Here is a 26,342-nt window from a genome sequence, read left to right on the forward strand (position 1 = left end):
GGTGTTTTGGTTTTAGAATGTGAAAATCCCCGGCGGACTTCTTCCGCCGGGGGTTTTCGCGATTAAATCTGTGTCGATTAGAACAGACGCAGGATCGACTGCTGGGACTGAGAGGCCAGTGACAGGGCGGTAACACCCAGGGACTGACGGGTCTGCAGAGCCAGCAATTTTGCGCCTTCCTCGTTCTGGTCGGCGTTAACCAGTTTGTCCGAACCTTCTTTCAGCGTGTTGATCAAGCTGGTGGTGAAGGTTTGGCGGGTCTGAATAACAGACAGGTCGTTGGCCAGGGTCGCGCCGAAGTCACGGACAGAACCCAAGGCGTCACGCACTGCACTGATCACACCGTCAACGGATGCCGCGTTGCTGAAGTTGGCTTCTTCCAGACCCAGACCAGCGGACGTGAAGGTCACGCCTTTGGTTTCGATCGTGCTGGTGCGATCTTCGTTGAAAGTCGTCAGCAGGTCGTTGCCGTTCAGCAGGTTGGTCCCACGGTAGCCCGTGTCGCCGTTGCTAACCAAGGCATCAATCTGGTCGCGGATTTTGTTGAAATCCTGTTCCAGTTTAGCCAGTTGGCCCGCGGAAGATCCTAGCTGGATGTTTTCTTCGACAGCAACACCGGCAGCAACTGCAGACAGATCGGTCAAGCCGAAGCCAAAGTTAGCAGAGTCACCAATTGCGGACCCAGCGAAACCAATCTGCACACTCTCGACTGAGGCGTCAATCGCGCGGATAGAAATTTGCCCGGTTCCTTCGTCGAACGTAGCTTCCAGCTTGGAGCTCAAGGTGGAGTTATTGTTGATCGCATCAACAAACTCTTGAACTGTAGCTGTTGCGGCGAGGGCGATGTTTTGTGCTGCCCCTCCGTTTACGGCGATAGTGTAGTTTTCACCGCTAATACCGTCGAACAACGTTGCAGCAGTCGGTGCCTCGGCTGTGCGCAGTGCAGTCAGAAGCGTACTGCGGTCTGCAACGTCACCTTGGTCGTTCTTTACAAAGTTGTATGACTTCAAAGCAACATCAGCTGTTGCTGTGAAACCTACGTTGTTTGGAGCTGCTGCAATACCATCGGCTGTAACTTTTGCGATTTCGCCAAAGCCAAGAGCGTTAGCTGCAGCCAGTTTATCTGCATCTGTAGCTCCGCTGAAGTCAACGGTGAAGCTGCCCCCGCTGACCAAGGAACGAATAGACAGTTGTCCCTTATCATCGAGTTTGGCTTCGAAAACAGCACTTTGGTCGGCCTGATCGCGAATTTCGTTGATTGCTGTAATCAACTCGTTTGTTGACGTGCCTGCAGCAACGGCAACGGTAATGCTTGTTTGTGCACCACCAGCCGGATCCGGGTCGATGACATCACCATCCGCGTCCGTGGCTGTCAGTGTCAGCGTTACGCCGCCCGTCAAGCCAGGAACATCAGTCAGGTCATCAATGTTGCGGAGGTCTTTGTTACCCGTAACTTTGGCTTCAGCCGTACCAGCAGCCAGAGCTTCTTGAGCCTGGGATGCAATGGAGTCAGCTTGTTCAACCAAAGAGGTCAGGGCGGTAACACCGGTATCAGCGGCTTTAATCACCTGAACGGACTGGCCGATAGAATCGAGCAGTTTGGTCAGGTCGGCCGCACGGTTGGTCAGGGCGCGGGATGCGAAGAATGCCTGCGGACCATCAAGGGCCGAGTTAATCTTCTTACCTGTACCCAGGTTACGTTGCGTCAGATCGATGGAGTTTTGAGTGCTCTGCAGAGACAGCAGGTTGGTCCGCATAGCAGCGGAGAGTACGACATCGGATGTCATAGTAGGGTTCCTTTCCTAGGTTTCCTATTTTATGTCAGTATCGAATTCCTCTCGATACAGTACCCAGTCTAAGCCAGAAGGCCTTAACAAAGGTTTAAAGAGGCTAGCATGCGATTTTTTGGAAGTCACTGAAATTATTGAGTCTTTTTGTATTATGAAAAAATTGATGCAAAAAAGTTTTGTTTTTCTGAGAAATTTTTGCGGGATTTGGGTCTGTTTCTTTTTTGTCATTCCCGCGAAAGCGGGAATCCATAGTGGTTATCCGATTTAAGGAGGGGGCAATATCGTCACTCTATATACGTCACTCCGGCGAAAGCCGGAGTCTTCGTCCTTTATGGCGGGAAGATCCCGGCCTGCGCCGGGATGACGAATTCTGCATAGCTTTCTTCTTATTCGCGGCCATTCGTGAGTTAAATGATGGAATGGTCCCATATTCCAAATGTGGACAACCCTGTCGCAATATCGCCAGTCTCTGCCCCGAATCGGATAGGATAACACCGACATTTTTCGATCCGGGGAGAATACGCACATGACCACGCAATGGGTTTACAGTTTCGGTGCCAAGGACAGCAATGCGCGCCCGGATATACAGGGGCCTGTGAAAAATTTGCTGGGTGGCAAGGGGGCTAATCTGGCCGAAATGGCGTCGTTGGGTCTGCCCGTTCCACCCGGATTTACGATTACGACGGAAGTATGCACGGCGTTTTATAAAAACGCGGAAAGTTATCCCGCCGAATTGCGCGCGCAGGTCGATGCCGCGTTGAAGAAAATCGAAGACGCGGTGGGTGTGAAATTTGGCGATGCCAAAAACCCGTTGCTGCTTTCCGTCCGGTCCGGCGCGCGCGTGTCGATGCCGGGCATGATGGATACGGTTTTGAATCTTGGCCTGAATGATGAAACCGTGGTTGGCCTGGCCGCGTCGTCGGGGGATGAGCGTTTTGCGTGGGATTCATACCGCCGCTTCGTTCAGATGTATGGCGACGTTGTTCTGGGTGTATCGCACCACGATTTCGAAGACATTCTGGATCAACAAAAACGTGACGATAATGTGTTCAACGATACCGATTTGTCGGCAGATGCGTGGAAAAACGTCGTTGCCGGATACAAGGCGTTGGTGAAGCACGACACCGGGACCGATTTCCCGATGAATCCGGTTGATCAATTGTGGGGCGCGGTGGGGGCCGTGTTTAAATCATGGATGACGGCGCGGGCCGTGTCATACCGCGCCATTCATGACATTCCCGAAGATTGGGGCACCGCCGTGAATGTTCAGGCGATGGTGTTCGGCAATATGGGGGATGATTGTGCCACGGGCGTGGCCTTTACCCGCGATCCGTCCACGGGCGAAAATTATTTCTACGGCGAATATCTGATCAACGCACAGGGTGAAGATGTTGTAGCGGGCATTCGTACGCCGCAATCCCTGACCATTCTGGGGCGCGAGAAAGAGGGATCAACTCTGCCGTCGATGGAAGAAACCATGCCGGGCGTGTTCAAACAACTGGATGATGTACGCCATATATTGGAAAGCCATTATCGCGACATGCAGGATATCGAATTCACCGTGCAAAGCGGCACGCTGTATATGCTGCAAACCCGCACCGGAAAACGCACCAGTGCGGCGGCCCTGAAAATCGCCGTGGATATGGTGGGTGAGGGGTTGATTACCAAGGAAGAGGCGTTGTTGCGTCTGGAGCCGCAGGCGCTGGACCAACTTTTACACCCCACGCTCGATCCGGCGGCGCATAAAACCATTTTGACCCGCGGCCTGCCCGCATCACCGGGCGCGGCCAGCGGCATCGTGGTGTTTAGCGCCGATGACGCCGAAGCGATGGCCAAGGACGGGAAGAAAGTTATCCTCTGCCGCCGCGAAACCAGCCCGGAAGATATTCACGGCATGCACGCCGCCGCCGGCATTTTGACCACGCGTGGCGGTATGACCAGCCATGCCGCCGTCGTTGCGCGCGGCATGGGACGGGCGTGCGTGGCCGGGGCGGGCGCGTTACAGATTGATTACGAAACCGCCACCATGCGCGTCGGTGACCGCGTGGTGAAGGCGGGTGATGTCATCACCATTGATGGCGGTGCGGGCGAGGTCATGCTGGGCGCGGTGCCGACCGTGCAACCGGAATTGTCCGGCGATTTTGCGACCGTGATGCAGTGGGCGGATGATGTGCGCCGCATGGGCGTGCGCGCGAATGCGGAAACACCGCTGGATGCCAAAACCGCGCGCGGTTTCGGGGCGGAGGGGATCGGCCTGTGCCGGACCGAACACATGTTCTTTGACCCGACACGGATTCAGCATGTTCGCGAAATGATTTTCGCCAACAATGCGCCTGCGCGCCGTGATGCGCTGGCCAAATTGCTGTCCGCGCAACGGGGTGATTTTGCCGAATTGTTTGAAATCATGCGCGGACTGCCCGTGACCATTCGCTTGCTGGACCCGCCATTGCATGAATTCCTGCCGCAAAGTGATGCGGATATTGCCGATTTTGCCCGTATGGCCAATATCGGCGCGGATCAGGTGCGGATGCGCCTGCGCGAACTACATGAAACCAATCCGATGCTGGGCCATCGCGGATGCCGGTTGGGCATGACCTATCCGGAAATTTATGAAATGCAGGCCCGCGCAATTTTCGAAGCGGCAATCAAGGTTGATGTGACACCGGAAATCATGATCCCGTTGATTGCCACGCACCGCGAATTGGTTGTTTTGAAAAAACTGGTCGATGAAACGGCGTTGGCGGTGTTCGCCGAAACCGGAAAGACGGTGGCCTACACTGTGGGCACCATGATCGAATTGCCGCGTGCGGCGTTGACGGCGGATGAAATCGCGCCCGATGCCGCGTTTTTCAGTTTTGGCACCAACGATCTGACGCAAACCACGCTGGGGCTCAGCCGCGATGACTCGGCCCTGTTCATGAATGATTATTTGCGCCAGGGCGTGTTTGCCCGCGACCCGTTTGCCACGCTGGATATTGACGGGGTGGGGCAATTGGTGCGCATTGCTGTTGAGCGCGGGCGCAAAGCACGCCCGGATATCAAACTGGGCATCTGCGGCGAACATGGCGGTGACCCGGCGTCCATCGCATTTTGTGAATCGGTGGGATTACACTACGTATCCTGCTCCCCCTACCGCGTCCCCATCGCCCGCCTGGCCGCGGCGCAGGCCACCATTCGGGAGACTGCCGGAAAAAAGCCTGATGCCGCCAAGCGGGCGGCATAATAATTGATATGCGGATGGTGAATTTTATGCAGGTACATAAAAGGCAATTAAAAGGTGTTTTTGTTATAGCCCTTCTTTGCGTTTTGATTTTTTCTCCTGCCGCACATGCGCACAGGCCATATCTTGTGAACAAGGGCACATTAACTGATCCCGGTGGGGAAATTATAGTTAAGGGAAAGCGTTACGGCGACGGGATATTTTCTACAGATCCTGTAACTTTTGAAATTCGTAATCGTAATGGTGTCGTTTTGGCAAACACACCGGTCGCCGATCATGTTGCAGTTTTTTGTCCCCATGCCAAATTCTGTTGGGCATTTCCATACGGCTATTTGACCCCGATCGTGTCAGGATACAAGCTTGACGCTGATAATATTGATTGGGATGCGCAGTCTAAGAATGATAGTGGGCGTGGAAATTTTGAACGGTATTTGAGTGGCGATGAAAAAACTTTGCGTGATTATGATTTGGACTACCCAGAATTTATAAAAACGTATTCTGGGTTTGAGGAGGTCAAAATGGCTTCCATTATTAGCCCAATAATGATCGTGTTTGATCAATTCTTTATATTATTAGGTTTGTTGGTTCTGACGTTCGTTCCGTATCTTCTCTATTGGCTGTTCTTCTCTAAGAGGTGGACGCAAAACAAAGTTCTTAAATATGGAATTTTTCTTTTTGGTTCTTGTATTTTTCTGGGGTATTGCGGATTTTATTTTTTGGCTTTGCTTGTGTTCGGTTACACGCTTTCAACGCCCATATTCTATCTTCTCGCGGCTATAATCTCTGGTGCAGTTCTTGGCGCTTTGTTTTCAAAGAAAACAAAGCGTTCTGCCTTGGTGGAATGATTGTTTTTTATTGTGCGGGAATGACAAATTGTGAGGTTAGAGAGGCTCGATGCCGATTGCTGAAAGTCGATCGATTGCATCCCGTTTCACCACCGCCAATCCAACCGTTCCGGATGAACTCCGCATTTCTCCAATTTCACCTGCGTCATCGGTGATCATGGTGCCGGGGGCGGGTGGTGTGGTGGGGAAAGATAATGCCATTAAAACCTTCTTCCCCAGATTGCGGTGATACATGCGGGCGGTGATTTCCTGGCCGACGAAGCATCCTTTGGTAAAGGATACGCCGTGCAAGCGGTCCATATTATTTTCCATCAGCAAGGATTGTTCGGGCACCAGATCGCGTGACCCATCGGGGATGCACAGGCGGATGCGGTGATCATCCCAGCGGGAGAAATCGGCCTGTGTGCTGTCGGTGGGGGCGATCGGGCCGCGCCAGCCGAGGTCCGCGTGGCGGGGATCGGCATAATTGCCATCGGGAACGGGGCCGGTTCCGGCGTAAATTGTTACGGCGGGTTCGCAATCCAGTGTAACGGCGGAGCGGAGTTTATAGCGTTTCAATCGCGCGGCCAGATCCTCTGCCCGTGTGCCGCCTTCACATTCCAACAGGTAATCATCCCCCTGTTTTGTCACAAAAAAATCGTGCAAGAAACGGCCCTGCGCGGTCAGGAGACAGGCATAGACGCTCCGGGTTTCCGATGCGGTTTCAATATCCCCGGTGACAAGGTCCTGTAAAAACCGGGTGGCGTCAGCTCCGCCAACGCGGATGCGGCCCCGGTTTGGTATCTGGCAATAAAAATGGTTCATGCTACAATCCGCCCTTATGAACATTCTTTTTATCACATCCAATCGGCTGGGCGATGCGGTTTTATCAACCGGCATTCTCGACCATCTGGCCAAAACCCATCCGGATGCAAAAATTTGCGTCGCGTGCGGCCCGATCCCGGCCTCTCTGTTCGAAGGGGCGCCGAACGTGCGGCGTGTCATTCCGTTCCGAAAAGAGAAATATAATCTGCACTGGTTCAAACTCTGGCGCAAGCTGGCGGGAACGCGGTGGGATATTATTGTCGATTTGCGCAACAGCGCCGTGTCACGCTTGTTGACCGCGAAGAAACGTTATATCTACGGCAAACATATCGACGCGAAAAAACACAAGGTCGAACAGAATGCCGCCGTTCTGGGGTTGAAAACCACACCCGCCCCGAAGCTCTGGCCCACCAAGGGGCAGATGGAGAAGGCGGAGCAGATTGCCCCCGCGGGCGGGCCGATTCTGGCCATTGGCCCGACGGCGAATTGGCGCGGAAAAACATGGCCCATTGATCGCTATATTGGGCTGATCCGCGTTATCACCGCGCCGGATGGAATTTTACCCGGCGCCCGCGTGGCCGTTTTCGCCGCCCCGGGGGAGGAAGCCCAAGCCAAGCCCGTATTCGACTCCATCCCCGAAGATCGCCGCATTGATGTGATTGCCAAGGGCACGCCCGGCGATGTCGCGGCGGTGTTGAAACGGTGTGATCTGTTTGTTGGCAATGATTCCGGGTTGATGCATTCGGCGGCGGCGGTGGGTATCCCCACGGTCGGATTGTTTGGGCCGAGCTGGCCGTACCTTTATCGCCCGTGGGGCGCGCACGCGGCGTATGTGCGGACGCCGGAAACGTTTGACGAGCTGATTAATGTCCCCGGTTATGATCCGCGCAAGGTAAAGTCGTTGATGACCAGCCTGTCGCTGGAGGCGGTGGTGCGCAGTGTTGGGCAATTCTGGTATCTGCATCATCCGAAAAAATCGGCGTGATTGTGCGTTTAACCGCGCAATAAAAAACCCCGCCGAAGCGGGGTTTTTCTTTATTCGTTGACCTGATATTGCGGGGCGGTTTTGGGCTTGGTGGTCTTGCCCATTTCGCGCGAGCGGCGTTTTTGTTCGATGATCGTTTCGACATAGGTGTCGCGCGCTTCATCGGCCACTTTGTACGGAACATATTCTACGCGTTCCCAGCCCTTGGCCTGCATGCAGGTTTCGAAATCATGGTAATCCAGATGTTCGGCGTACAGGTATCCGTCACGCTCCGGTGAATCCCACTGGGCAAGGCGGCCTTCCGGTGTGTTGGTGTCGGGGACGTTGCCGTTTTTGTCATTGTCGCCCGGCATCGCGGTGCGGATCGCGCCAAGGCGTTGCAGTTCGCGGATTTCACCGGTGCAACGGGCGATGTCCTGATTCAGCATCTGCTGCGCCTTCGGTCCGCGCATATACAAGGCGGATGTCGTTTCCGCCCGTTGCCAGTATTGGCCGTTGGCTTTCGCCAATTGTTCTTTTGTCGAGGGCACGCTGCTGCAGCCTGCAATCGTAACCAAGGCCGCGCCGCAGAGGGCCAGTGTAACCAGAGAGCGTTTCATGAATTCCGCATCCATTATGGAGAAAGGTGTCAGACCCGGAAAATGTAGCAAGACCGGGCCGGGTACTCAAGCCGGGAAACGGGGAATTAGGGTGTTTTGCCCGATTCGTCCCACCATGTTTCCAAAACCATGCCATAAAGCGGCATGGTTTCCGGGTGTTTCAGGGTGGCCCGGCGGGCCACAAAATCGACCCCGGGGTGGAACAGGGGGACCATATACCGCCCGGACATCAAAACCCGGTCCAGCGCGCGGGCGGCGGTGACCAGCCCATCCCGGTCCTTGGCGGCGGCAATCTGCATGCTCAAGGCATCCACCACCGGGTCGCAAATCCCGGCATAATTCCAGCGGGCGGGTTGTTTGGCGGCGTCACAGCCCCAATACAAAATCTGTTCCGACCCCGGCGACAGCGTGGACAGCCAGAAATACAGCACCATGTCGTAATCATATTCGTTCAGGCGGCCGAGGAAGGCGGCGGAATCCAGAACGCGCACCCGCGCGTCAATGCCCAGCCGTTTTAAACCGCGCGTGAAGGACAGTGCCAGTTTTTCATCATCCGGGGATGACAGCATGATTTCAAACGTGAAGGGCGCGCCGGTTTTTTCATTCACCCGCACGCCGTCCTTGACGACCCATCCGGCGTCTTTCAACAACGCATCGGCGCGCAACATGGCGTCGCGCCCGGTCGGGTCCGGCGTGTCGGCTTCAAAGACGCTGGCGCGCAATTGGGCACGATACGGTTCCAGCAAGGCCAGTTCCGCCGCATCCGGCGCGGTGGCCGGCGCGGCCAGTTCAGCATTGGGGTAATAGGAATCAATGCGCTTATAAAGGCCATGGAACATATTCTGGTTGATCCATGGCGCGTCGAGGGTCAGGGACAAAGCCTCACGCACGCGGATATCATCGAACGGGGCCTTGCGCGTGTTGAAAATCAGCGCATTCGTACGGTCCGGGCGGCCATGGGGCAGGGCTTCCTTCACAATCTCGCCACGGGTTACGGCGGGAATATCGTATCCCTTGGCCCATTTGCCGGCATCCCATTCACGGCGCAAATCCATGCCGCCGGATTTGAAGGATTCAAACGCCACGGAATCGTCGCGGTAATAATCAAACACGATGCGATCGAAATTATAATGGCCGACATTGACGGGCAGGTTTGCGCCCCAGTAATTCGGATCGCGTTCATAGACAATTTTACGTCCCGGTTCGACGGCGGTAATTTTATATGGTCCGCTGGCCACCGGAACATCCAGCGTGGCGGAATCAAATGACCGCCCCGACCACCATGCTTTGGACAGCACGGGCATCATCGCAATGATCATCATGGTTTCGCGGTCGTAACCTTCGCCGAAGGAAAACTTGATTGTGCGATCATCAATGCGGTCGACGGATTTGACCAATTTGTACACGCGGCGCATGTTCGGGCGGCCATAATCGCGCAGTGTTTCAAATGTGAAGATGACATCATCGGCGGTGATGGCGCTGCCATCCTGAAATTTTGCCGCTTTGTTCAGGTAAATGGTGATGGATGAACGATCATCCGGCACATCCACTTTTTCCGCAATCAGGGGGTAGAGGGTGAAGGCTTCGTCCCACACCCGGGCCATCAGCCGATCATGAACAAAGGCCAGCCCCTGCGCCGCCGTGCCCTTGATGGCGTAGGGGTTCAGGGAGTCAAACGATCCGATCGCGGCCTGCGTCAACGTGCCGCCCTTGGGCGCGTTCGGGTTGGCGTAATCCAGATGGGTGGCGTCGGCGGTATATTTGGGGGTTCCGTGCATGGCCAGACCGTAATATTCTTCTGCCAAAGCGGGACCGGCGACGGTTGATGAAACCGTCAGGAAAAAAGCCATTACCATAAAGGTCTTGCGTAGGATCGTTTTCATGTCTGAAGTGATAGCAGAGGCCCACGGCCCTTCCAACCACCATCTGATCAGCCGGATTGATCTGATCCACGGGGATTTGGTGGCGCAGGACGATGTGGACGCCATTGTGGCGGCGATTCCCCATAATCTGGATATGAGCGGCTCCCTCAACCGGGCGATTCTGGGCGCGGCGGGGGCGCAGATCGACGAGTTTATTCTGGAACATATTTATAAACCACGTCCCGGTGACGTGTTTGCCGTGCCGCCGTTCGGGTTGCCCGTGTCGCACATCCTGTTCGCCGTGACGCCGAATTGGAGCGACGCCATCGCGCGCGAAGACCGCGATTTGACCCGGTGTTTCCGTGGCGCGATGCAGGTGGCGGCGCAAATGGGATTACGGCGCGTGGCCTTTGCCGCGCTGGGGACGGGCGCGCATAAATTTCCCGTCATGCGCGCGGCACGGTTGGGGTTGAATGCAATTCTGGAACGTCTGGATGATCGCTTCGTCGAGGTGCGGATCGTCGCCAACCGTGATGAAGTTTTTGCCGCGTGGAATGAACGGCTGCACCATCACGGTTGGACGGGGTATGTGGACCCGACGGCGTAGCGTTCTTACGCGGCCTTCGCCACTTTCGTCACGAAATCGGCATAGGCCATTTCCGGGCGCGGGCCCATGTGGCTGATGACTTCGGCGGCGGCCAGTGAACCCAGTTGGCCGCATGTCTGCATATCCATGCCTTGTGTCAAACCATACAGGAACCCGGCGGCATATTGATCGCCTGCGCCCGTCGTATCCATCAATTGCGCGACCGGGGCGGCGGCGATTTCGATGAATTCACCGTTGGCGACAATCACGGACCCTTTTTCACTGCGGGTCAGGGCGGCGATGCCGACTTTCCCGGCAACGATTTTTGCGGCCTGTTCGAATGTTTCGGTTTGGTAGAGGGAGATAATCTCCGCCTCGTTCGCGAACAGGATGTCGGTGTGGTTTTCAACGAAATTCTGGAAGTCTTCGCGGTGACGATCAACACAGAACGGATCGGACAGGCTCAACGCCACGCGGTTGCCGGATTTGTGCGCAATGTCGGCGGCGGCACGGAACATGGCTTTGGCCTGTTCCGGGTCGAACATGTATCCCTCCAGATATGTGACCTGTGCATTCTGGATCAGGGACGAATCCAGATCATCCACGCCCAGTTCCAGGCATGCGCCCAGATAGGTGTTCATGGTGCGCTGGGCATCCGGTGTCACGAAGACCAGGCACCGTGCGGTCGGTGCGCCAATGATCAACGGGGTGGTGTTGTATACAACGCCCATATCGCGCATTTCCTTGCGGAAGACTTGGCCCAGCGTATCGTCGGCCACTTTGCCGATATACGCGCCCTTGCCACCGAAGGATGCCACGCCTGCAATCGTATTCCCGGCGGACCCGCCAGAGCGTTCTACCGTATCATTCATCAGCGCGTACAATTCCACCGCGCGCGATTGTTCGATCAGCGCCATGGCGCCCTTGATCATGCCGGATGCGGATTGGGACTGGATAAACGCGTCATCCGTGTGGGCCAGAACGTCAACGATGGCGTTGCCAATGGCAACAACGTCAAGGGAGCGAGAGGACATCAGCGGTTGATCCTTGTCTTTCAGCGGGTTTAATGGTTTGATTTTACGCGTCATTCATACGGTATTGAGGGCATCATGGCCAAGAAAAAAGCGCAGGAATCCAAGAAAAAAACCACGTCCAAGGCCGCGCCAAAGGCCAAGAAACCCACGGTTTCCGCCATTCCAACGCGCACCGTTCCCGTGCGGGACCGTGTGGTGCATGCGGCGCTGGCGCTGGCCGCCGATTTGCGCTGGGTCGATGTCAGCCTGAACGACATTGCCCGCCATGCTGAAATCGATCTGGCAACCCTGCGCGAACATTTCATGGACAAGGACGATATTCTGGTCGCCTATGGCCGCATGGTCGATTGCATCGTGCTGGACCGGTTTCCGGCGGGCACGTTCGATATCGAAACACCGCACCGCGACCGCCTGTTCGATATTCTGATGGAACGGTTCGATGTGCTGAACGATGACCGCGATGCGGTTTTATCCTTCCTCGATTCATTCAAGGGCGATCCGAAGCAGGCGATCATCGGCTTGCCGCATCTGGGGCGTTCGATGGAATGGATGCTGGCCGCCGCGGGTATCGACATGCCCGGCTGGATGGGCGCGGTGAAGGTCACGGCTGTCACCGGTGTTTACCTCTACGCCGCCCGTGCATGGATGCATGATGACAGCGCCGATTTGTCCAAAACCATGGCCGCACTGGATCGCGGTCTGGCGCGGATTGATGGCTGGGCGGAGCGGGTTTTCGGGCGGTAAATTTTCCATCCGTCATTCCGGCGAAGGCCGGAATCTTCATCCGTTTTATCTGAGATTCAATGGCAAGAAGATCCCGGCTTCCGCCGGGATGACGACTTATGACTTACGCAGCCGCGTACTGCGCCACGTGCTGTTCTTCCCACAGATCGCGCAGGATGTCGGCGAAGGCGTCGACTTGGTCCAGGCTGTGGGCCGCGGTGGCGGTCAGGCGCATGCGTTCGGTGCCTTTGGGCACGGTTGGGTAATTGATCGGCTGAACATACATATTGTATTCGTTCAACAGAATGTCGGTCACCAGTTTGCAGCAGCTTGAATCACCCACCACCAGCGGCACGATGTGGCTTTCCCCTTGCATAAACGGCAAATTGTCGCGGGTCAGGCGGTCTTTCAGGCGTTTGACGTTGGCGCGCTGACGCTGGCGTTCGATGGATGAATTCATCAGATATTGAACGCTGGCATTCGCACCGGCCAGAACCGCCGGGGGCAGGGATGTGGTAAAGATAAAGCCGGAGGCGAATGAGCGCACAGCATCAATAATAGATGCGCGGCCCGCAATATATCCGCCGATCAGGCCATAGGCCTTGCCGAACGTGCCTTCGATAATGTCGATGCGATCCATCAGGCCGCGCTCTTCGGCAACGCCTGCGCCATGCGGGCCGTACAGGCCAACGCCATGCACTTCGTCCAGATAGGTCAAGGCGCCATATTGTTCGGCCAGTGCGACGATGTCTGCCATCGGGCAAATGTCGCCCTCCATCGAATAGACGGATTCGAACGCGATGATTTTCGGGCGGGCCGGATCGGCGCTTTTCAGCAATTGTTCCAGATGGTCGAGATCATTGTGACGGAAGACGGCCTTGTCCGCGCCGCTGCTTTTCATGCCGTGAATCATGGACGCATGGTTCAGCGCATCAGAGAAAATAATGCAGTTCGGCAACATGCGCGCAATGGTGCCCAGGGCCCCTTCGTTCGCGGTGTAGCCGGATGTGAAGACCAGGGCCGATTCCTTGTTGTGCAGGCGGGCCATGGTGGCTTCCAGCTCAACATGGTACCGGGTCGTGCCGGAAATGTTGCGCGTGCCGCCCGCGCCGGAACCGCACGCATCAATTGCTTCATGCATGGCGTTCAGGACGACAGGGTTTTGCCCCATGCCCAGATAATCGTTACTGCACCAGATGGTGACTTCGCGGGATGTGCCGTCGGGGGCGTGGTACATGGCTTGCGGAAAACGGCCAGCAATGCGCGACAGGGTGGCGAAGGTGCGGTAACGCCCTTCGGCTTTCAAGTCAGCGATGCGGTCAGCAAAAAATCCGGTGTAATCAAAGCCAGTCATACGCGTGGGCCCCTCTATTTTTTATGCCTGCACCGTAACCAAATCATCCCGGGAAAACAACATTATGATGACCTTTCATATGCGCGCATTGTGGGTGGTAAAACGGACTGATTTGGTCCCCATTGCGGGCCGCAGGGCGGAGATGTACACTTTTCCTCGTATTTGAAGGATTTACCCCGGTGATTTCAGGCCGGAGAAAAGTAGTTGAGAATGCTTATCATTTTCGGTTCAGTAAATATGGACATGACCCTGCCGGTGCCGTCGATGCCGATCCGGGGGGAAACCATGGTGATTCCCGCGTATGAAATCACCCCGGGGGGCAAGGGCGCGAACCAGGCGCTGGCCGCCGCGCGCATGGGTGTGCAGGCCGTTCTGGTCGGGCGCGTGGGCAAGGATGTCTATGCCTATGAAACCATCACCACCATTCGTCGTCAGGGGGTGGTGACATCCGGCGTATCCGAAGATGAAACATTGCCGACGGGCACGGCCATCATTTTGCGCGAACCGGATGGATCGAACCGCATCATTGTGGCCAATGGCGCGAACAAGGCGTTGGAACATGATCAGGTTCCGGATGAAATTTTAAAACCGACCAACACGCTACTGGCGCAGATGGAGGTGGCCCCGCAACAGGTCTTCACCCTGATCCGCCGCGCGCATGAGAAGAAGGTAAAAATCCTTCTGAACGCCGCGCCCGCCTGTGATATTCCGGCGGATGTTTTGCAGATGGTTGACGTATTGATCGTGAACGAAGTTGAAGCCGCGCGCCTGGCCGATTTTTGTCATCTGAAACATGACAACACACCAGAAGGCATGGCGCATGCGTTGGCCGGTGTGACACATAAAACCTGTATCGTCACATTGGGGCCGGATGGATCGGTGGCGGTGTTGGACGACGGATCGGTTGTACGTGTTCCGTCCTTGCCGATTGACCGCGTGGTCGATACGACGGGGGCAGGGGATGCGTATTGCGGCACGCTGGCCGCGTTGCTGGCGGATAAGATGAACATTCGCGAAGCCCTGCGCTGGGCCGCCGTTGCGGGCTCGCTGGCCTGCGCGAAAAAAGGCGCATTGAGCGCCTTTGCCTATTCCGATGATATTCGTGATGCGTTGAAGGATTTGCCGCCAGTTTGAATTGGGCTGTAAATTACGCGGCAATATTCACGGCGGTGCCGCGGGATGATGATACGGGGACGGATGCTACAGATTCCTGCAACATCTGCACCATCTGCTGCTGCATGTCGGCGGCTTGTTTGATCATTTCCAGCGCGATGGCCTGTTGCGTCATGGCCATATTGGCGGCGATCATTGCGGGTAACTCAGTCATTCAACCAATCCTTGGTCATTCAACACGTTCTGTTGAAATTATATTATCAGGGTCTTAATAAACGCTAAACCCTTTAATTATGCCTTTTTAATCTGATGCTTACGGTAATATCGTTTGCACGCGGCATACAGTTCTTCGGCCAAAGCGCGTCCTTCTTTCCCGCCGGGGCCCTTCAGATTCGATGTGGCGATGACGGTCATGCTTTTGTGGTGAATGGACACAATGTCCAATGCGTCCTTATCCAACCGCTCGACACTTTCGAGGAAATCCAGCAACACGGCGGCGATTTCCGACATCAGGCGGTAACCGAACATGCCACCACCGGCCTTCAATTCCATGGTCGGGCGGCTGAGCAGGTCGCGGCATTCCGGCGTCGGGGTTTTTAATGTCTGGGCGATACGCCGTTCCAGTTGCGAGAGATATTCGCGCGCATAGGGCAGGAAATCGAAATCGTTGGTTTCAATAAATCGTTCGGCGCGTTCCATGCGGATGGAATCAATGCCGCCATGACCGATTTTTTGGCGCAGGACATTGGGGGGTGTGATGTAACGCACACCTTCGGGTCTGTGATCATCCGTGGTTGGGAAGTCGATCATTCCGCTGTTCCTGTGACGTCTTTGGTTTCCTGCCGCAAGCGTTTCAAGATACTTTGAATGCGTTCGTCATTCGCGGTTTGGGGTGTGTTTGTTTGCTTGTCCCCACCGCGTTTAAAGGGGCCCTTGAATTCATCGTTTTTACGGCGGCGGCGGTCGGGGCCAAAAAATTCATTGGCATCGACGAAGCGGCGTGGCTTTTCAATCAATTGTTCAATGCGGGTGTACAGGTCCTTGGCCGTGAACGGTTTGACCAGAAATTCGGTAATGCCAACATCGCGTGCCTGTTCCACACGCACGCGGGCGCTGTACCCGGTCATCAGAACAATGGGCACGTACGGGTTGGGGCATTTCGGGTCGGTGCGGATGCGATTGCACAAATCAATCCCGTCCTGTGGTTCCATCAACCAATCGGTGATGACCAGATCGGGATTGTTCACGCACATCACGGCAAAGGCCTCGTCCGCATCGACAGCCGTATAGACATTTTTGAAGCCAAAAATTTTTAAAAGCGAAGCGGTCAGCGCCAGCATCGGGCGCATATCATCCACGACAAGAACGGACGCTTTTTCGAATTGGTAGGTCATTGTCGGAGCATGTTCCGTTCAGTCTGAAAATATAGTATTGGTCAGTATCCGATGGTTGGCTGATGAAACCGTAAATATCGGTCCAATTCAGTCACTTGGCTGGGGAAAACAATAATTTTTAAGGGATGGGCAGGATAAAAATGGCGGAAATCAAGGGAAGCGGCGGACTGGTTCTGGTTGATGCACTGCACCGTCTGGGGACGCGGCGAATCTCCTGCGTGGCGGGGGAGAGCTATTTGCCGGTTCTGGATGCCCTGTTGGACTACCCCGATATTGATGTGATCACCTGCCGCCATGAGGGCGGGGCCGGGTTTATGGCCGAAAGCTGGGGCAAGCTGAGCGGGCAGCCGGGCATTTGCTTTGTCACGCGCGGGCCGGGCGTGTGCAATGCGTCCATCGCCGTACACACCGCGAAACAGGATTCGACGCCGCTGATCGTTTTCATGGGGCAGGTGCGCCGCTGGGAACGCGGCCGCGAAGCGTTTCAGGAAGTGGATGTTCGCGCCGTGTTTGGTGACCTGGCCAAATGGGCGGTGGAGATTGATGATCCATCCCGCATTCCCGAAATCGTCAACCGTGCATGGCATGTGGCGACGACGGGGCGTCCGGGCCCGGTGGTCATCGGCCTGCCCGAAGATATGCTGAGCGAAATGACAACAGCGGTGCAGGCCGATTATGCGGCACCGGAACCGATCGGTATGACACCTGCCGCTTTGGATAAAGTGGCAACGATGATCCGTGAATCATCGCGCCCGCTCGTCATCCTTGGTGGGGCCGGGTGGGATGATGCGGCCTGTGCCGAATTTGCAAGTTTTGCCAGTGCCGCGCATCTGCCCGTTGCGGCGGCGTTTCGCCGGCACGATCTGATCGACCATCGCCATGCGTGTTATGTTGGTGAATTGGGGACCGGACCGAACCCGAAATTGCTGGAACGTGTCAAACAATCCGATTTGCTGATCGTTGTCGGGGCGCGATTGGATGAAATCACGACGCAGAGCTACGCGCTGATCGACGCGCCGGTGCCGACGCAAAAACTGATTCATATCCATGCCGATGCGGCGGAATTGGGTAAGGTCTATACGCCGACACTGGCCATTCAGGCCGACATGATTCCGGCCGCCAGCGCCTTGGCGGGCATTGCGTTTAATCTGGGCGGGCGTGAACGCGCCGGGTGGAAAGATGATGCCCGCGCCGATTTCACGGCATGGACGGATATTGATCTGGCCAACCGTCCGACCTTTAACGGGCCGGATATGACGGCGATTTTTTCTTACCTGCGTGATGTGTTGCCCGATGATGCGGTGGTGACAACGGACGCCGGGAATTTCAGTGGTTGGGCGCAGCGTTATTTGCGCTATCGCCGTCCGGGCCGTTTGCTGGCACCGCTCAGTGGGGCGATGGGGTATGCCGTGCCATCTGCGGTTGGTGCATCCATTCACCACCCGGATCGGGTGGTTCTGGGGCTGTGCGGTGATGGTGGCTTTATGATGACGGGGCAGGAACTGGCCACCGCCATTCACCATGGGGCGCACCCGGTGATTATGATTTGTAATAACGGCATGTATGGCACCATCCGCATGCACCAGGAACGCAAATATCCTGGACGAACCAGTGCCACAACGCTGACCAACCCGGATTTCGTCGCGCTGGCGCAGGCCTATGGCGCGTTCACCGCGCGGGTCACCAAAACCGAAGAGTTTGCGGGCGTGTGGGACCAAGCCGTGAATGCGGGCCGCGTAGCGGTTATTGAAATCGCCATGGACCCACGGCAATTGACGACGAACGCGGTTTAAACGCCCGCTTTAAAGGTTCACGCCTTTCGTATAATCGTTCATGGCCGTTGCCATTTTGATGTCCAATGCGGTCACGCCACCCGCATCATGGGTGTTTAACGTTACATCCACACGGTTCCACACGTTGAACCATTCGGGGTGGTGATTCATTTTTTCGGCCAGAAGGGCACAGCGGGCCATAAAACCCCATGCTTCGTTGAAATCGGCAAAGCGAAAGGATTTGTGCAGGGCATCCTTGTCCGCGGCCAGCATCCAGCCATCCAACCCCTGTAATTCGGCTGAAACTGCGTCGCGTGTCATTTTCGTTTGGGCCATTGTTCTTTTCCCCGGAATGGTTAAACTAGCGTTCGTCAAAGTCATCACGGTTTTTCAATGGGGTCAAGGTCATGGACCGGAAGCAAATTATTATGAGTTTTTCCGTTCCGCCCTCTACGGAGGATCTGGAGGTCATGGCACGCGAAGTGCTGGACACCGTGCCGGAGGAGCTGGTCGGGTTCTGTGAAGACATGAATGTCGTGGTCGAGGAGTTCCCGGATTCTGTGGTCGAGCAGGAATTGGAACTGGAAGACCCCTATGAACTGCTGGTTCTGTATCGCAGTGGCGCAGAAATTTCGCCCGGCGTGACGAAGAAAAGCACGGACGAAGAAGACACCATGATTGTCTACCGCCGCGCTTTGCTGGATTTGTGGTGTGAAACCGGTGACGATCTGGGCGCCTTGTTGCGTCAGGCCATTATCGAAGAGATCGGCCAGAATTTCGATTTCTCGGAAGAGGAAGTTGAAGACATGGTGGGTCGCCATTATCAGGGTATGCTGTGAGCGTTTTTTATTCCGTGCAAGAAAGAGCGCTAATGCGCTCTTTTTTTTATATTTTGTCTGAAATTCTGATTGGAAAATGTTGGGATTCTCCCACGTTGTTTTGGGAGCTTTTTTACGTCATCATCAATAAGAAGTCGGCAATTGTTGCGGATGTTTAATTTGAGGAGTTTTTAATGTACGAGAAAATTTTTATTCGTAAAATGAAAGATGAGTATGGAAGCATCCATGAATATGCAGAAATCATAGCGAATACAGGGGCTGGACGAATTCACCATATGATACTTTGTTTGAGCAGATTGAGTGAAAATCAACGCCTTTCTGCGATCAGAGAATAGGGTTTATCCCATGCGCTAAGACGATCTGTTGCGCATGGGATTTTTTATTCTCACGCCGCCAACCCGCGTTCCATAAACCGCGCCATGCGGCGGGCGAAATTGGCGGGGTCGGGGATGGGTTCGCCTTGGATAATCCGGGCCTGATCCAGCAACAGATGGGCGGCATCGTGCAAATCCGGGCTGTTGGTTCCGGCGTTTTGCGCCAGTGTGCTGAGGCGCTGGATCAACGGGTGGTCTTCGTTGACTTCCAAAATGCGTTTGGACCCAGCGTCATATTTCTGGTGAATTTTCAGGACGCGTTCCATATGCATATCCACATCGCCTTCGGCGGCGACCAGACAGACGGGAGAGTCCGTCAGGCGGGATGAAATCCGTACATCACCCACTTCGTCTTTCAGCAGGTCTTTGAGCGAAGCGAGCAGGGGTGTTGTGTCTTGATGTTCGGTTTCCGGTTTTTTATCGTCCGCCTTGGTTTGTTTTTCGAATTTGGACAGATCAATGGACCCTTTGGTCACGGATTTAAACGGCTTGCCGTCAAAATCATGAATTTGTTGCAGCCAGAAATCGTCGATCGTATCGGTCATCAACAACACTTCGATGCCGCGGGCTTTGAACCCTTCGATCTGCGGGCTGTTTTTCAGGGTCTCCAGATTTTCGCCAGTGATGTAATAAATGGCGTCTTGCCCATCCTTCATGCGCGATACGTAATCGGACAGGGATGTCAGCGTGTCTTCCTGATGGGTGGAGAAGAACCGCGCGATTTTGAACAGGGCTTCGCGGTGTTCAACGGCGTCATACAACCCTTCCTTCAACACCGGCCCAAACTGGCCCCAGAACGTTTTGAAAGCAGCCGGGTCATCTTCGGACAATTTGTTCAGATCGGACAAAACACGTTTGGCCACACCGCTGCGGATCTTGGCGATGACGGGGTTCATCTGTAACATTTCACGGCTGATGTTCAGCGGTAGATCCTCGCTGTCAATGACGCCGCGCACGAACCGCATCCACGGATACATCAGCCCATCCATCGTATCGCTGATGAAGACGCGTTTAACATACAGGCGCACGGATGTTTTGCGGCCCGGGTCATACATGTCCCATGGGCGGAGCGTGGGGATATAGAGCAGGGCGGTATATTCAATTTTTCCTTCCGCACGCCAGTGGCTGGTCAAGACCGGTTCATCCAGTCCGTGGCTGATATGGCGGTAAAATTCTTCGTATTGTTCGGTGGTGATGTCCTGTTTCGGGCGCATCCACAGGGCTGATCCCGCATTGACGGGTTTTTCGTCAATTTCCGTTTTGGCCGGATCGGACAGGTAAACAGGCACGCTGATATGGTCGGACCAAATCTGAATCACCTGTTTCAACTTTTCATCAATCAGGAAATCGCTGGCATCGTCATTCACGTGTAGAATAATCAATGTTCCACGACCGCTGGACAATTTCTTGGCTTCATCCGGCGTGGCATCGCGAATGGTGAATCCGGTCCGGCCATCCGATTCCCAATGGTTGGTTTCGGATGTCCCGGCGCGGCGGCTGATCACTTCGACCTTATGCGCGACCATAAAGCTGGCGTAAAACCCGACGCCAAACTGGCCGATCAGGGACAGGCGGTCCTGGTCACTGGTCTGTGATGATTTGATCTGTTCCATCATGGCGCGGGTGCCGGATTTGGCGATGGTCCCCAGATTGTCGATCATTTCCTGGCGCGACATGCCAATGCCGTTATCCTGCACATGCAGGCAACGGTATCCCGTATCCTTGAACACGTTGATTTTGAAAGTTGTATCGCCGCTGGTCAGTGACGGATCGCGAATGGATTCATATCGCAGACGATCACACGCATCCGCCGCGTTCGATACCAGTTCGCGCAGGAATACATCGCGGTTTGAATACAGCGCATGGGCCACAATATCCAGCAGGCGGGATACGTCGGCGCCAAAATTCATCGTTTCGTTGGCCATCTTATTCTGCCTCTTTGCTTTGTTTCATGCTTAAGGGTACAGCATCGACCGGACCCATATATCACCATCGCGGGTGTAGACAACCCGGTGATGCATGCGGTGCGGACCGTCTTGCCAAAACTCTATGCGGGATGGAATGATCCGGTATCCCCCCCAATGCGCGGGGCGGGGAATGTCCATTGTCCCGTCATACAATGCTTCCAGTGTTTTCACCCGTGTTTCCAGCGCGCTGTAATGATCCAGCGGGCGGGATTGGTCGGAGGCGGCGGCGGCCAATTGGCTTTCGCGCGACCGGCTGTGAAAATATTCGTCGGATTCGGTTTCGCTGACACGTTCCACCCTGCCTTCGGCCCGGATCTGGCGGCGCAGGGATTTCCAGTGGATGCAAAAACCCGCCACCGGGTTGGCGTTCAGGGCATCGCCCTTGCGGCTGTGTCCATTGGTGTAGAATACGAAACCGCGTTCGTCATAATCCTTCAGCAGCACCATCCGCACCGATGGCATGCCATCCGCGTCCACGGTGGACAGGGCCATCGCGTTCGGGTCGTTGGGTTCGCGCGCTTCGGCCTGTGCCATCCAGTTGGAAAACAGGGCAAAAGGGTCGGCGGGAGCCTGGTTGGCGTTTTCCAGATTATCAAATGTGTCCATATTTTGTGCAACCACCCCAAACAGGGTCTTTTTTTTGCTTCATTTAACACATAGAGTCACATCATAAATAGGGGGCTGTGGCTCCAAGTTCAATCAGGAAAAGGACTTGAGAACGATATGAAGAACATGATTTTGATGGTAATGGCGGTTGCAGCGCTCGGTTTGGCCGGTTGCCAAACCACCGGTGGCCAAAAACAAACCTGGGGCACGGGCCTCGGCGCGTTGGCTGGCGGTCTGGCCGGTTCCCAGGTGGGCAGTGGTTCTGGCCGTCTGTGGGCCACGGGTGCTGGCGTTCTGCTCGGTGGTCTGCTGGGTAGCGAAATCGGTGCATCACTGGACAAGGCCGACATGGCCTATGCCCAACAGGCACAAAACAACGCCATGACCTCCAAGGTTGGTGAAACGATCACCTGGAACAACCCGCAATCGGGCAATTCCGGTACCTACACCGCGACCCGCGATGGTTACAGCGACAACAACCGTTATTGCCGCGAATACCAACAAACCATCAATGTTGGTGGCCGCAAGGAAACCGGTTATGGCACAGCGTGCCAGAAGCCGAACGGCGACTGGGAAATCATCAACTAATTCCCGCGTATAGAATTTGAAAAGGCCGCTCGAAAGGGCGGCCTTTTTTATTCGGTGATTGTTGTTTCGTCTTCCTGCCGCTGTATGGGTGGGGGTGTTGGCGGCGTGCGCGCAGACACGGTTGTTCCGCGACCCATCCCCGGTGCGGACGGGGCCATAGCGGGTGTGGCTGGCGTCGGTGTGCGCGGTGCGAGGGATGGTGCAGGACGTGCATCATCCGGAATGATGTTCAGGTCATTGGCGGCCTGAAGCTTGCGGACATAGGTGGGGTCTTTGATCGTGACCGCAACGGCGCTGGATATACTGGCCAGGGCGGGCGTATCTTCACAAAAATCAAGAATATCGCTGAACGTGACAATGTGGCCCTGACGATATTTTTCCATGATGTTCTCGCCAATGGTGCGCAGGGATTCCCACGCTGTTTTATGGCGGGTGCCTTCGAATTCGCGGCGGGCGGCTTCGTCGGGCGTTTTACTGCCGCTGGCCAGAGCCGCTTCGAATGCGCGGCCTGCGGCTTGCAGGGCGGCGGCACACCATCCGGCAATATGGCCGTCAATCAAGCCTTCGTTCTGGCGATTGGCCGCGTCGCGAAAGGCCGTGCTGTTGCGCGAACCCATGCCGATTTCAATGACATCATGGATGACGCGGTCCACCATGCGTTCGTGCAGGCGTTGGTTATATTTATCCTCGGCAAACGGGCTGTGAATATCGTGAATGGCGTGAATCGACGCGGGTTGAATGCGTGTTAATTCGGAAACCAGAAAGCCTGTGGCGCGAATAAATGTATCGTGACTGGTGTTGACCGCGGCGGACAGGATAATATCGCGGGGTTCACCGCGCCAGGCCATGTCCTGTGCGGGCTGGCAGAAATAAATCCATTGGTTCAGTGATACGCCGTCATAGGTCAGGCCAATCTGTTCCGCAATTTTCATGGCGGTATCAATCTGTTTCTTGCGCGGGGGCGGTCGGCGCACCATTTCGGCGTAGGCATATTCCGTGGCATCCTTTGCCAGGGGGAAGGGATATTGTTCCGGCGTTGCACCGGGGCGACGTTGCAAGGCCGCCATGGCGCGGTCATGAGCCAATTGCTCAATCGCGTTCTTGTCGCCATCGATGCATCCCATGATGCTGCTGAATACGTCTGCACGCATGCAGGTGGCGGGGTTGGTCGTGTCATTCGGGTCGGGCAACAAAATACCGCCGCGAAAATCAGTTTCATAATCCGGGTTGTTGCGCAAAGCTGCCATGCGCAGTGCAAACCACGCCAGATGCCAGGCCAGTGCCCGCGCGGCATGGGCGTTATCAATTTCATCCATGTTAAAGGTGGCCAGGGCCAGAATATTATCCTGACTGGCCAGCCCGCCGAACAGGCTTTCGCGCCAAGTTCCAAGGCCAAGGAAGGCGGAGCGTTCATCATCCTGTCCGGTTTTCAGCATGCGGATCGCGGCTTCCCCGGCGGGGTGGGTCAGCAGTTCCTGGGACGCGCTGCTCAGCGCCTCCAGCCTTTGGCCGTTGCGATGGGCCAGAAAGACGAGATGAACCGTGCGATCGTGATCGCGCACCTGGCGCGCCACGCTGTGGCAGATTTGTTCGGCAAGGTCACTCGGTATGGGCATGGATGAATTCCGTAATCCATTCAAAAGACTGGGAAATTACAGTCCTAACCTACCATTCCGTGGTTAATGAAATATCAAGGGCTGGCCATGGGGGTAGAAAAGGGGTGAAAACCGACGCTATACGGGTGGGTGAAGGGGGCTTAAACCACTGGACGAGGCTACATATTTGTGTAGGATGCGGAGGAACCCAATTGGCAATTTACATAATATAATCAGGCGGATCAGATGTCCAATTTTATGCAAGGCAAACGCGGATTGATCATGGGTGTGGCCAATGATCGGTCCATCGCATGGGGCATTGCACAGGAAGTCGCGCGTCAGGGCGCGGAACTCGCATTCACGTATCAAGGCGAAGCGCTGGAAAAACGCGTACGCCCGCTGGCTGACTCCGTTGGCTCCAAACTGGTTTTGCCGTGCGATGTGACGGATGATGCGGCGCTGGATGTCACGTTCGAGACGCTGAAAAAAGAATGGGGCAGCATTGATTTCGTTGTCCATGCCGTTGCGTTTTCCGACAAAAATGAACTGGACGGTTTATACATGAACACCACGCGCGCGAATTTCCAGCGCACGATGGATATTTCCGTTTATTCCTTTACCGCTGTGGCACAACGCGCCGCCGCGATGATGAACGAAGGCGGCAGCCTGCTGACCCTGTCCTATTACGGGGCGGAACGTGTGATGCCGCATTATAACGTGATGGGTGTGGCCAAGGCTGCGCTGGAATCCTCCGTTCGTTACCTGGCCGCCGATCTGGGTCCGCGCGACATTCGCGTGAATGCGATTTCCGCCGGCCCGATCAAGACATTGGCCGCCAGCGGCATTGGCGATTTCCGTTTCATCCTGAAATGGAATGAACTGAACGCGCCGTTGCGCCGGAACGTGACGATCGAAGATGTGGGCCGTTCGGGCCTGTTCCTGCTGTCCGATCTGGGCAGCGGTGTGACCGGGGAAATCATGTATGTTGATTCCGGTTACAACATCATTGGCATGGCTGGGGTGGATAATGCCGCCGGAACCGCCGAATTGTTGCAATCCATCGCCCCGAAGGGGGATGAAAAGGCCGCATAGTCGCCTTTTTGACCTGTTGATTCAAAACGCCGCGTGGATGACAATGGACGTCACCCCGCGGCGTTTTATTCTTTGGGGCGTTAATTTTTTGGTGGTTTAGCAGGTATGTCAGGCAATCGTTTCGGAACATTATTCCAATATCAAAGCTGGGGTGAAAGCCACGGTCCGGCCATCGGATGTGTGGTCGATGGCGTGCCGCCGCATATTGCGTTGAGCGAGGCCGATATTCAACCCTTCCTCGACCGCCGTAAGCCGGGGCAATCAAAATTTACCACACAGCGGCAGGAAGCGGATGATGTTAAAATTCTCTCCGGCGTGTTTGAGGGGCAAACGACGGGAACACCGATCTCCCTGATCATCGAAAATACCGATGCCAAGTCGAAAGATTATACGGACATCAAGGACAAGTTTCGTCCGGGCCATGCCGATTTCACCTATCAACAAAAATACGGCATTCGCGATTATCGCGGTGGCGGTCGGTCATCGGCGCGTGAAACGGCGATGCGCGTTGCCGCCGGGGCCATTGCCCGTAAAATTTTACCGGGCGTAACCATTCGCGCCGCGGTGGTGCAGGTGGGACCCCACAAAATCAATCGTGACAATTGGAATTGGGATATTTTGCACGATAACCCGTTTTTCACGGTCGATGCCGATATTGTTCCCGTGTGGGAAGATTTTCTGGATGGTCGCCGCAAGGCCGGGTCCAGCGTGGGTGCGATTGTTGAGGTGGTGGCCAGTGGTGTTCCCGCCGGGTTGGGCGCGCCCGTGTATGACAAGTTGGATGCCGATCTGGCCAAGGCGTTGATGTCGATTAACGCGGTCAAGGGCGTAGAAATTGGCGCTGGGTTCGATTGCGTTACATTGGGCGGGGAAGAAAACGCCGATGATATTCGCATGGGTGCGGATGGAAACCCGGTGTTCCTGTCCAATCACGCGGGCGGCATTCTGGGCGGTATTTCGACGGGACAGGATGTGGTGGCCCGGGTTGCCTTTAAACCGACCAGCTCAATATTAACGCCGAAACAAACCATCGACATTCATGGCCATGAAACCGACATTGTGACCAAGGGACGCCACGATCCATGCGTAGGATTACGCGGCGCGCCAGTGGTTGAAGCCATGGTGGCCTGCGTTCTGGCCGATCATTGGCTGCGCCACAAGGCGCAAAACCTTTAAGCAGAATTTTTAAATCAGGAACAA

The 26,342-nt window shown here is 55.4% G+C and carries 24 protein-coding genes; 11 read left to right on the top strand and 13 right to left on the bottom strand.

The genetic code is table 11. From position 1 onward, the window contains the following. Positions 1–77 precede the first annotated feature (77 nt). Positions 78–1,787 carry a flagellin hook IN motif-containing protein gene (locus tag A11S_RS03285; protein ID WP_015467064.1) on the bottom strand — a complete coding sequence of 570 codons (1,710 nt, stop codon included), beginning with the start codon at positions 1,785–1,787 and terminating at the stop codon, positions 78–80. A 529-nt stretch (positions 1,788–2,316) separates the two neighbouring features. On the opposite strand from A11S_RS03285, the gene ppdK reads away from it, so the two are divergent. Next, positions 2,317–5,013 (top strand): pyruvate, phosphate dikinase, encoded by a 2,697-nt coding sequence (gene ppdK / locus A11S_RS03290; protein WP_015467066.1) that lies wholly within the window; start codon positions 2,317–2,319, stop codon positions 5,011–5,013. Positions 5,014–5,039: 26 nt separating this feature from the next. Continuing rightward, positions 5,040–5,855 carry a hypothetical protein gene (locus A11S_RS03295; protein WP_015467067.1) on the top strand — a complete coding sequence of 272 codons (816 nt, stop codon included), beginning with the start codon at positions 5,040–5,042 and terminating at the stop codon, positions 5,853–5,855. Positions 5,856–5,891: 36 nt separating this feature from the next. On the opposite strand, the gene ygfZ is transcribed toward A11S_RS03295, so the two are convergent. Continuing rightward, positions 5,892–6,659: a CAF17-like 4Fe-4S cluster assembly/insertion protein YgfZ gene (gene ygfZ, locus A11S_RS03300; RefSeq protein WP_015467068.1), complete on the bottom strand. Its 768-nt coding sequence runs from the start codon at positions 6,657–6,659 to the stop codon at positions 5,892–5,894. A gap of 16 nt (positions 6,660–6,675) precedes the next feature. Between ygfZ and A11S_RS03305 the strand changes: the two genes are divergently transcribed. Continuing rightward, positions 6,676–7,644 carry a glycosyltransferase family 9 protein gene (locus tag A11S_RS03305; protein ID WP_015467069.1) on the top strand — a complete coding sequence of 323 codons (969 nt, stop codon included), beginning with the start codon at positions 6,676–6,678 and terminating at the stop codon, positions 7,642–7,644. Between the two features lie 50 nt (positions 7,645–7,694). Here the strand turns inward: A11S_RS03305 and A11S_RS03310 are convergent, their stop codons facing one another. Further along, positions 7,695–8,243, bottom strand: coding sequence for a hypothetical protein (locus tag A11S_RS03310; protein WP_148285091.1), 549 nt, complete (start codon positions 8,241–8,243; stop codon positions 7,695–7,697). 86 nt (positions 8,244–8,329) lie between these two features. Next, complete coding sequence (locus A11S_RS03315; protein WP_235068101.1) at positions 8,330–10,093, bottom strand: extracellular solute-binding protein; 1,764 nt, start codon at positions 10,091–10,093, stop codon at positions 8,330–8,332. Between the two features lie 31 nt (positions 10,094–10,124). On the opposite strand from A11S_RS03315, the gene A11S_RS03320 reads away from it, so the two are divergent. Beyond that, positions 10,125–10,712: a macro domain-containing protein gene (locus A11S_RS03320; protein WP_015467072.1), complete on the top strand. Its 588-nt coding sequence runs from the start codon at positions 10,125–10,127 to the stop codon at positions 10,710–10,712. A gap of 5 nt (positions 10,713–10,717) precedes the next feature. Here A11S_RS03320 and A11S_RS03325 read toward each other — a convergent pair whose 3' ends face one another. Further along, positions 10,718–11,725, bottom strand: a complete 1,008-nt coding sequence (locus A11S_RS03325; RefSeq protein ID WP_051054911.1) for an adenosine kinase — start codon at positions 11,723–11,725, stop codon at positions 10,718–10,720. A 75-nt stretch (positions 11,726–11,800) separates the two neighbouring features. On the opposite strand from A11S_RS03325, the gene A11S_RS03330 reads away from it, so the two are divergent. Continuing rightward, positions 11,801–12,469 carry a hypothetical protein gene (locus tag A11S_RS03330; protein WP_015467074.1) on the top strand — a complete coding sequence of 223 codons (669 nt, stop codon included), beginning with the start codon at positions 11,801–11,803 and terminating at the stop codon, positions 12,467–12,469. 103 nt (positions 12,470–12,572) lie between these two features. On the opposite strand, the gene hemA is transcribed toward A11S_RS03330, so the two are convergent. Continuing rightward, positions 12,573–13,802 carry a 5-aminolevulinate synthase gene (gene hemA / locus A11S_RS03335; protein ID WP_015467075.1) on the bottom strand — a complete coding sequence of 410 codons (1,230 nt, stop codon included), beginning with the start codon at positions 13,800–13,802 and terminating at the stop codon, positions 12,573–12,575. 210 nt (positions 13,803–14,012) lie between these two features. Between hemA and A11S_RS03340 the strand changes: the two genes are divergently transcribed. Then, positions 14,013–14,936 carry a ribokinase gene (locus tag A11S_RS03340; RefSeq protein WP_015467076.1) on the top strand — a complete coding sequence of 308 codons (924 nt, stop codon included), beginning with the start codon at positions 14,013–14,015 and terminating at the stop codon, positions 14,934–14,936. 13 nt (positions 14,937–14,949) lie between these two features. On the opposite strand, the gene A11S_RS03345 is transcribed toward A11S_RS03340, so the two are convergent. The 3 genes from A11S_RS03345 to A11S_RS03355 all read right to left on the bottom strand — a co-directional run bounded on the left by A11S_RS03345 (position 14,950) and on the right by A11S_RS03355 (position 16,309). Further along, positions 14,950–15,129 (bottom strand): hypothetical protein, encoded by a 180-nt coding sequence (locus A11S_RS03345; RefSeq protein ID WP_041802393.1) that lies wholly within the window; start codon positions 15,127–15,129, stop codon positions 14,950–14,952. A 77-nt stretch (positions 15,130–15,206) separates the two neighbouring features. After that, the gene (locus A11S_RS03350; protein ID WP_015467078.1) at positions 15,207–15,725 is read right to left on the bottom strand and encodes a hypothetical protein; all 519 of its coding nucleotides are present in this window, start codon (positions 15,723–15,725) and stop codon (positions 15,207–15,209) included. Beyond that, on the bottom strand, positions 15,722–16,309 hold the full coding sequence (locus tag A11S_RS03355) for a response regulator (RefSeq protein WP_015467079.1): 588 nt from the start codon (positions 16,307–16,309) through the stop codon (positions 15,722–15,724). Before A11S_RS03355 ends, A11S_RS03350 begins: the two co-directional genes overlap by 4 nt. Positions 16,310–16,449: 140 nt before the next feature. Here A11S_RS03355 and A11S_RS03360 point away from each other — a divergent pair, with 140 nt between their 5' ends. Further along, complete coding sequence (locus A11S_RS03360; protein WP_015467080.1) at positions 16,450–18,102, top strand: thiamine pyrophosphate-dependent enzyme; 1,653 nt, start codon at positions 16,450–16,452, stop codon at positions 18,100–18,102. Positions 18,103–18,111: 9 nt separating this feature from the next. Here the strand turns inward: A11S_RS03360 and A11S_RS03365 are convergent, their stop codons facing one another. Further along, complete coding sequence (locus A11S_RS03365) at positions 18,112–18,417, bottom strand: 4a-hydroxytetrahydrobiopterin dehydratase (protein ID WP_041802397.1); 306 nt, start codon at positions 18,415–18,417, stop codon at positions 18,112–18,114. A gap of 71 nt (positions 18,418–18,488) precedes the next feature. Here A11S_RS03365 and A11S_RS03370 point away from each other — a divergent pair, with 71 nt between their 5' ends. Further along, positions 18,489–18,920, top strand: coding sequence for a metallopeptidase family protein (locus A11S_RS03370; RefSeq protein ID WP_014102350.1), 432 nt, complete (start codon positions 18,489–18,491; stop codon positions 18,918–18,920). Positions 18,921–19,305: 385 nt separating this feature from the next. On the opposite strand, the gene htpG is transcribed toward A11S_RS03370, so the two are convergent. After that, positions 19,306–21,219, bottom strand: coding sequence for a molecular chaperone HtpG (gene htpG / locus A11S_RS03375; protein WP_015467083.1), 1,914 nt, complete (start codon positions 21,217–21,219; stop codon positions 19,306–19,308). 30 nt (positions 21,220–21,249) lie between these two features. Then, entirely contained in the window at positions 21,250–21,867 is a 618-nt protein-coding gene (gene pdxH / locus A11S_RS03380) for a pyridoxamine 5'-phosphate oxidase (protein WP_015467084.1), read from the bottom strand. A gap of 117 nt (positions 21,868–21,984) precedes the next feature. On the opposite strand from pdxH, the gene A11S_RS03385 reads away from it, so the two are divergent. Beyond that, complete coding sequence (locus A11S_RS03385) at positions 21,985–22,455, top strand: RT0821/Lpp0805 family surface protein (RefSeq protein WP_015467085.1); 471 nt, start codon at positions 21,985–21,987, stop codon at positions 22,453–22,455. A gap of 47 nt (positions 22,456–22,502) precedes the next feature. On the opposite strand, the gene A11S_RS03390 is transcribed toward A11S_RS03385, so the two are convergent. Then, positions 22,503–24,071: a hypothetical protein gene (locus A11S_RS03390; protein ID WP_015467086.1), complete on the bottom strand. Its 1,569-nt coding sequence runs from the start codon at positions 24,069–24,071 to the stop codon at positions 22,503–22,505. 225 nt (positions 24,072–24,296) lie between these two features. Here A11S_RS03390 and fabI point away from each other — a divergent pair, with 225 nt between their 5' ends. Both fabI and aroC read left to right on the top strand, forming a co-directional pair. Beyond that, positions 24,297–25,142, top strand: coding sequence for an enoyl-ACP reductase FabI (gene fabI / locus A11S_RS03395; protein WP_015467087.1), 846 nt, complete (start codon positions 24,297–24,299; stop codon positions 25,140–25,142). A gap of 105 nt (positions 25,143–25,247) precedes the next feature. After that, positions 25,248–26,318: a chorismate synthase gene (gene aroC, locus A11S_RS03400; protein ID WP_015467088.1), complete on the top strand. Its 1,071-nt coding sequence runs from the start codon at positions 25,248–25,250 to the stop codon at positions 26,316–26,318. Positions 26,319–26,342: the final 24 nt, after the last annotated feature.

The organism is Micavibrio aeruginosavorus EPB (assembly GCF_000348745.1).
In the GTDB taxonomy this organism is placed as follows: domain Bacteria; phylum Pseudomonadota; class Alphaproteobacteria; order Micavibrionales; family Micavibrionaceae; genus Micavibrio; species Micavibrio aeruginosavorus_A.

Coding starts and splice junctions, on each gene's coding strand:
- A11S_RS03385 (WP_015467085.1), top strand. CDS start 21,985: ATGAAGAACATGATTTTGATGGTAATGGCGGTTGCAGCGCTCGGTTTG.
- A11S_RS03315 (WP_235068101.1), bottom strand. CDS start 10,093: ATGGCTTTTTTCCTGACGGTTTCATCAACCGTCGCCGGTCCCGCTTTG.
- A11S_RS03340 (WP_015467076.1), top strand. CDS start 14,013: ATGCTTATCATTTTCGGTTCAGTAAATATGGACATGACCCTGCCGGTG.
- pdxH (WP_015467084.1), bottom strand. CDS start 21,867: ATGGACACATTTGATAATCTGGAAAACGCCAACCAGGCTCCCGCCGAC.
- A11S_RS03350 (WP_015467078.1), bottom strand. CDS start 15,725: ATGATCGACTTCCCAACCACGGATGATCACAGACCCGAAGGTGTGCGT.
- A11S_RS03355 (WP_015467079.1), bottom strand. CDS start 16,309: ATGACCTACCAATTCGAAAAAGCGTCCGTTCTTGTCGTGGATGATATG.
- A11S_RS03305 (WP_015467069.1), top strand. CDS start 6,676: ATGAACATTCTTTTTATCACATCCAATCGGCTGGGCGATGCGGTTTTA.
- A11S_RS03310 (WP_148285091.1), bottom strand. CDS start 8,243: ATGAAACGCTCTCTGGTTACACTGGCCCTCTGCGGCGCGGCCTTGGTT.
- ygfZ (WP_015467068.1), bottom strand. CDS start 6,659: ATGAACCATTTTTATTGCCAGATACCAAACCGGGGCCGCATCCGCGTT.
- A11S_RS03390 (WP_015467086.1), bottom strand. CDS start 24,071: ATGCCCATACCGAGTGACCTTGCCGAACAAATCTGCCACAGCGTGGCG.
- A11S_RS03295 (WP_015467067.1), top strand. CDS start 5,040: ATGCAGGTACATAAAAGGCAATTAAAAGGTGTTTTTGTTATAGCCCTT.
- A11S_RS03370 (WP_014102350.1), top strand. CDS start 18,489: ATGGACCGGAAGCAAATTATTATGAGTTTTTCCGTTCCGCCCTCTACG.
- A11S_RS03285 (WP_015467064.1), bottom strand. CDS start 1,787: ATGACATCCGATGTCGTACTCTCCGCTGCTATGCGGACCAACCTGCTG.
- aroC (WP_015467088.1), top strand. CDS start 25,248: ATGTCAGGCAATCGTTTCGGAACATTATTCCAATATCAAAGCTGGGGT.
- hemA (WP_015467075.1), bottom strand. CDS start 13,802: ATGACTGGCTTTGATTACACCGGATTTTTTGCTGACCGCATCGCTGAC.
- ppdK (WP_015467066.1), top strand. CDS start 2,317: ATGACCACGCAATGGGTTTACAGTTTCGGTGCCAAGGACAGCAATGCG.
- A11S_RS03365 (WP_041802397.1), bottom strand. CDS start 18,417: ATGGCCCAAACGAAAATGACACGCGACGCAGTTTCAGCCGAATTACAG.
- A11S_RS03330 (WP_015467074.1), top strand. CDS start 11,801: ATGGCCAAGAAAAAAGCGCAGGAATCCAAGAAAAAAACCACGTCCAAG.
- A11S_RS03360 (WP_015467080.1), top strand. CDS start 16,450: ATGGCGGAAATCAAGGGAAGCGGCGGACTGGTTCTGGTTGATGCACTG.
- htpG (WP_015467083.1), bottom strand. CDS start 21,219: ATGGCCAACGAAACGATGAATTTTGGCGCCGACGTATCCCGCCTGCTG.
- A11S_RS03325 (WP_051054911.1), bottom strand. CDS start 11,725: ATGTCCTCTCGCTCCCTTGACGTTGTTGCCATTGGCAACGCCATCGTT.
- A11S_RS03320 (WP_015467072.1), top strand. CDS start 10,125: ATGTCTGAAGTGATAGCAGAGGCCCACGGCCCTTCCAACCACCATCTG.
- fabI (WP_015467087.1), top strand. CDS start 24,297: ATGTCCAATTTTATGCAAGGCAAACGCGGATTGATCATGGGTGTGGCC.
- A11S_RS03345 (WP_041802393.1), bottom strand. CDS start 15,129: ATGACTGAGTTACCCGCAATGATCGCCGCCAATATGGCCATGACGCAA.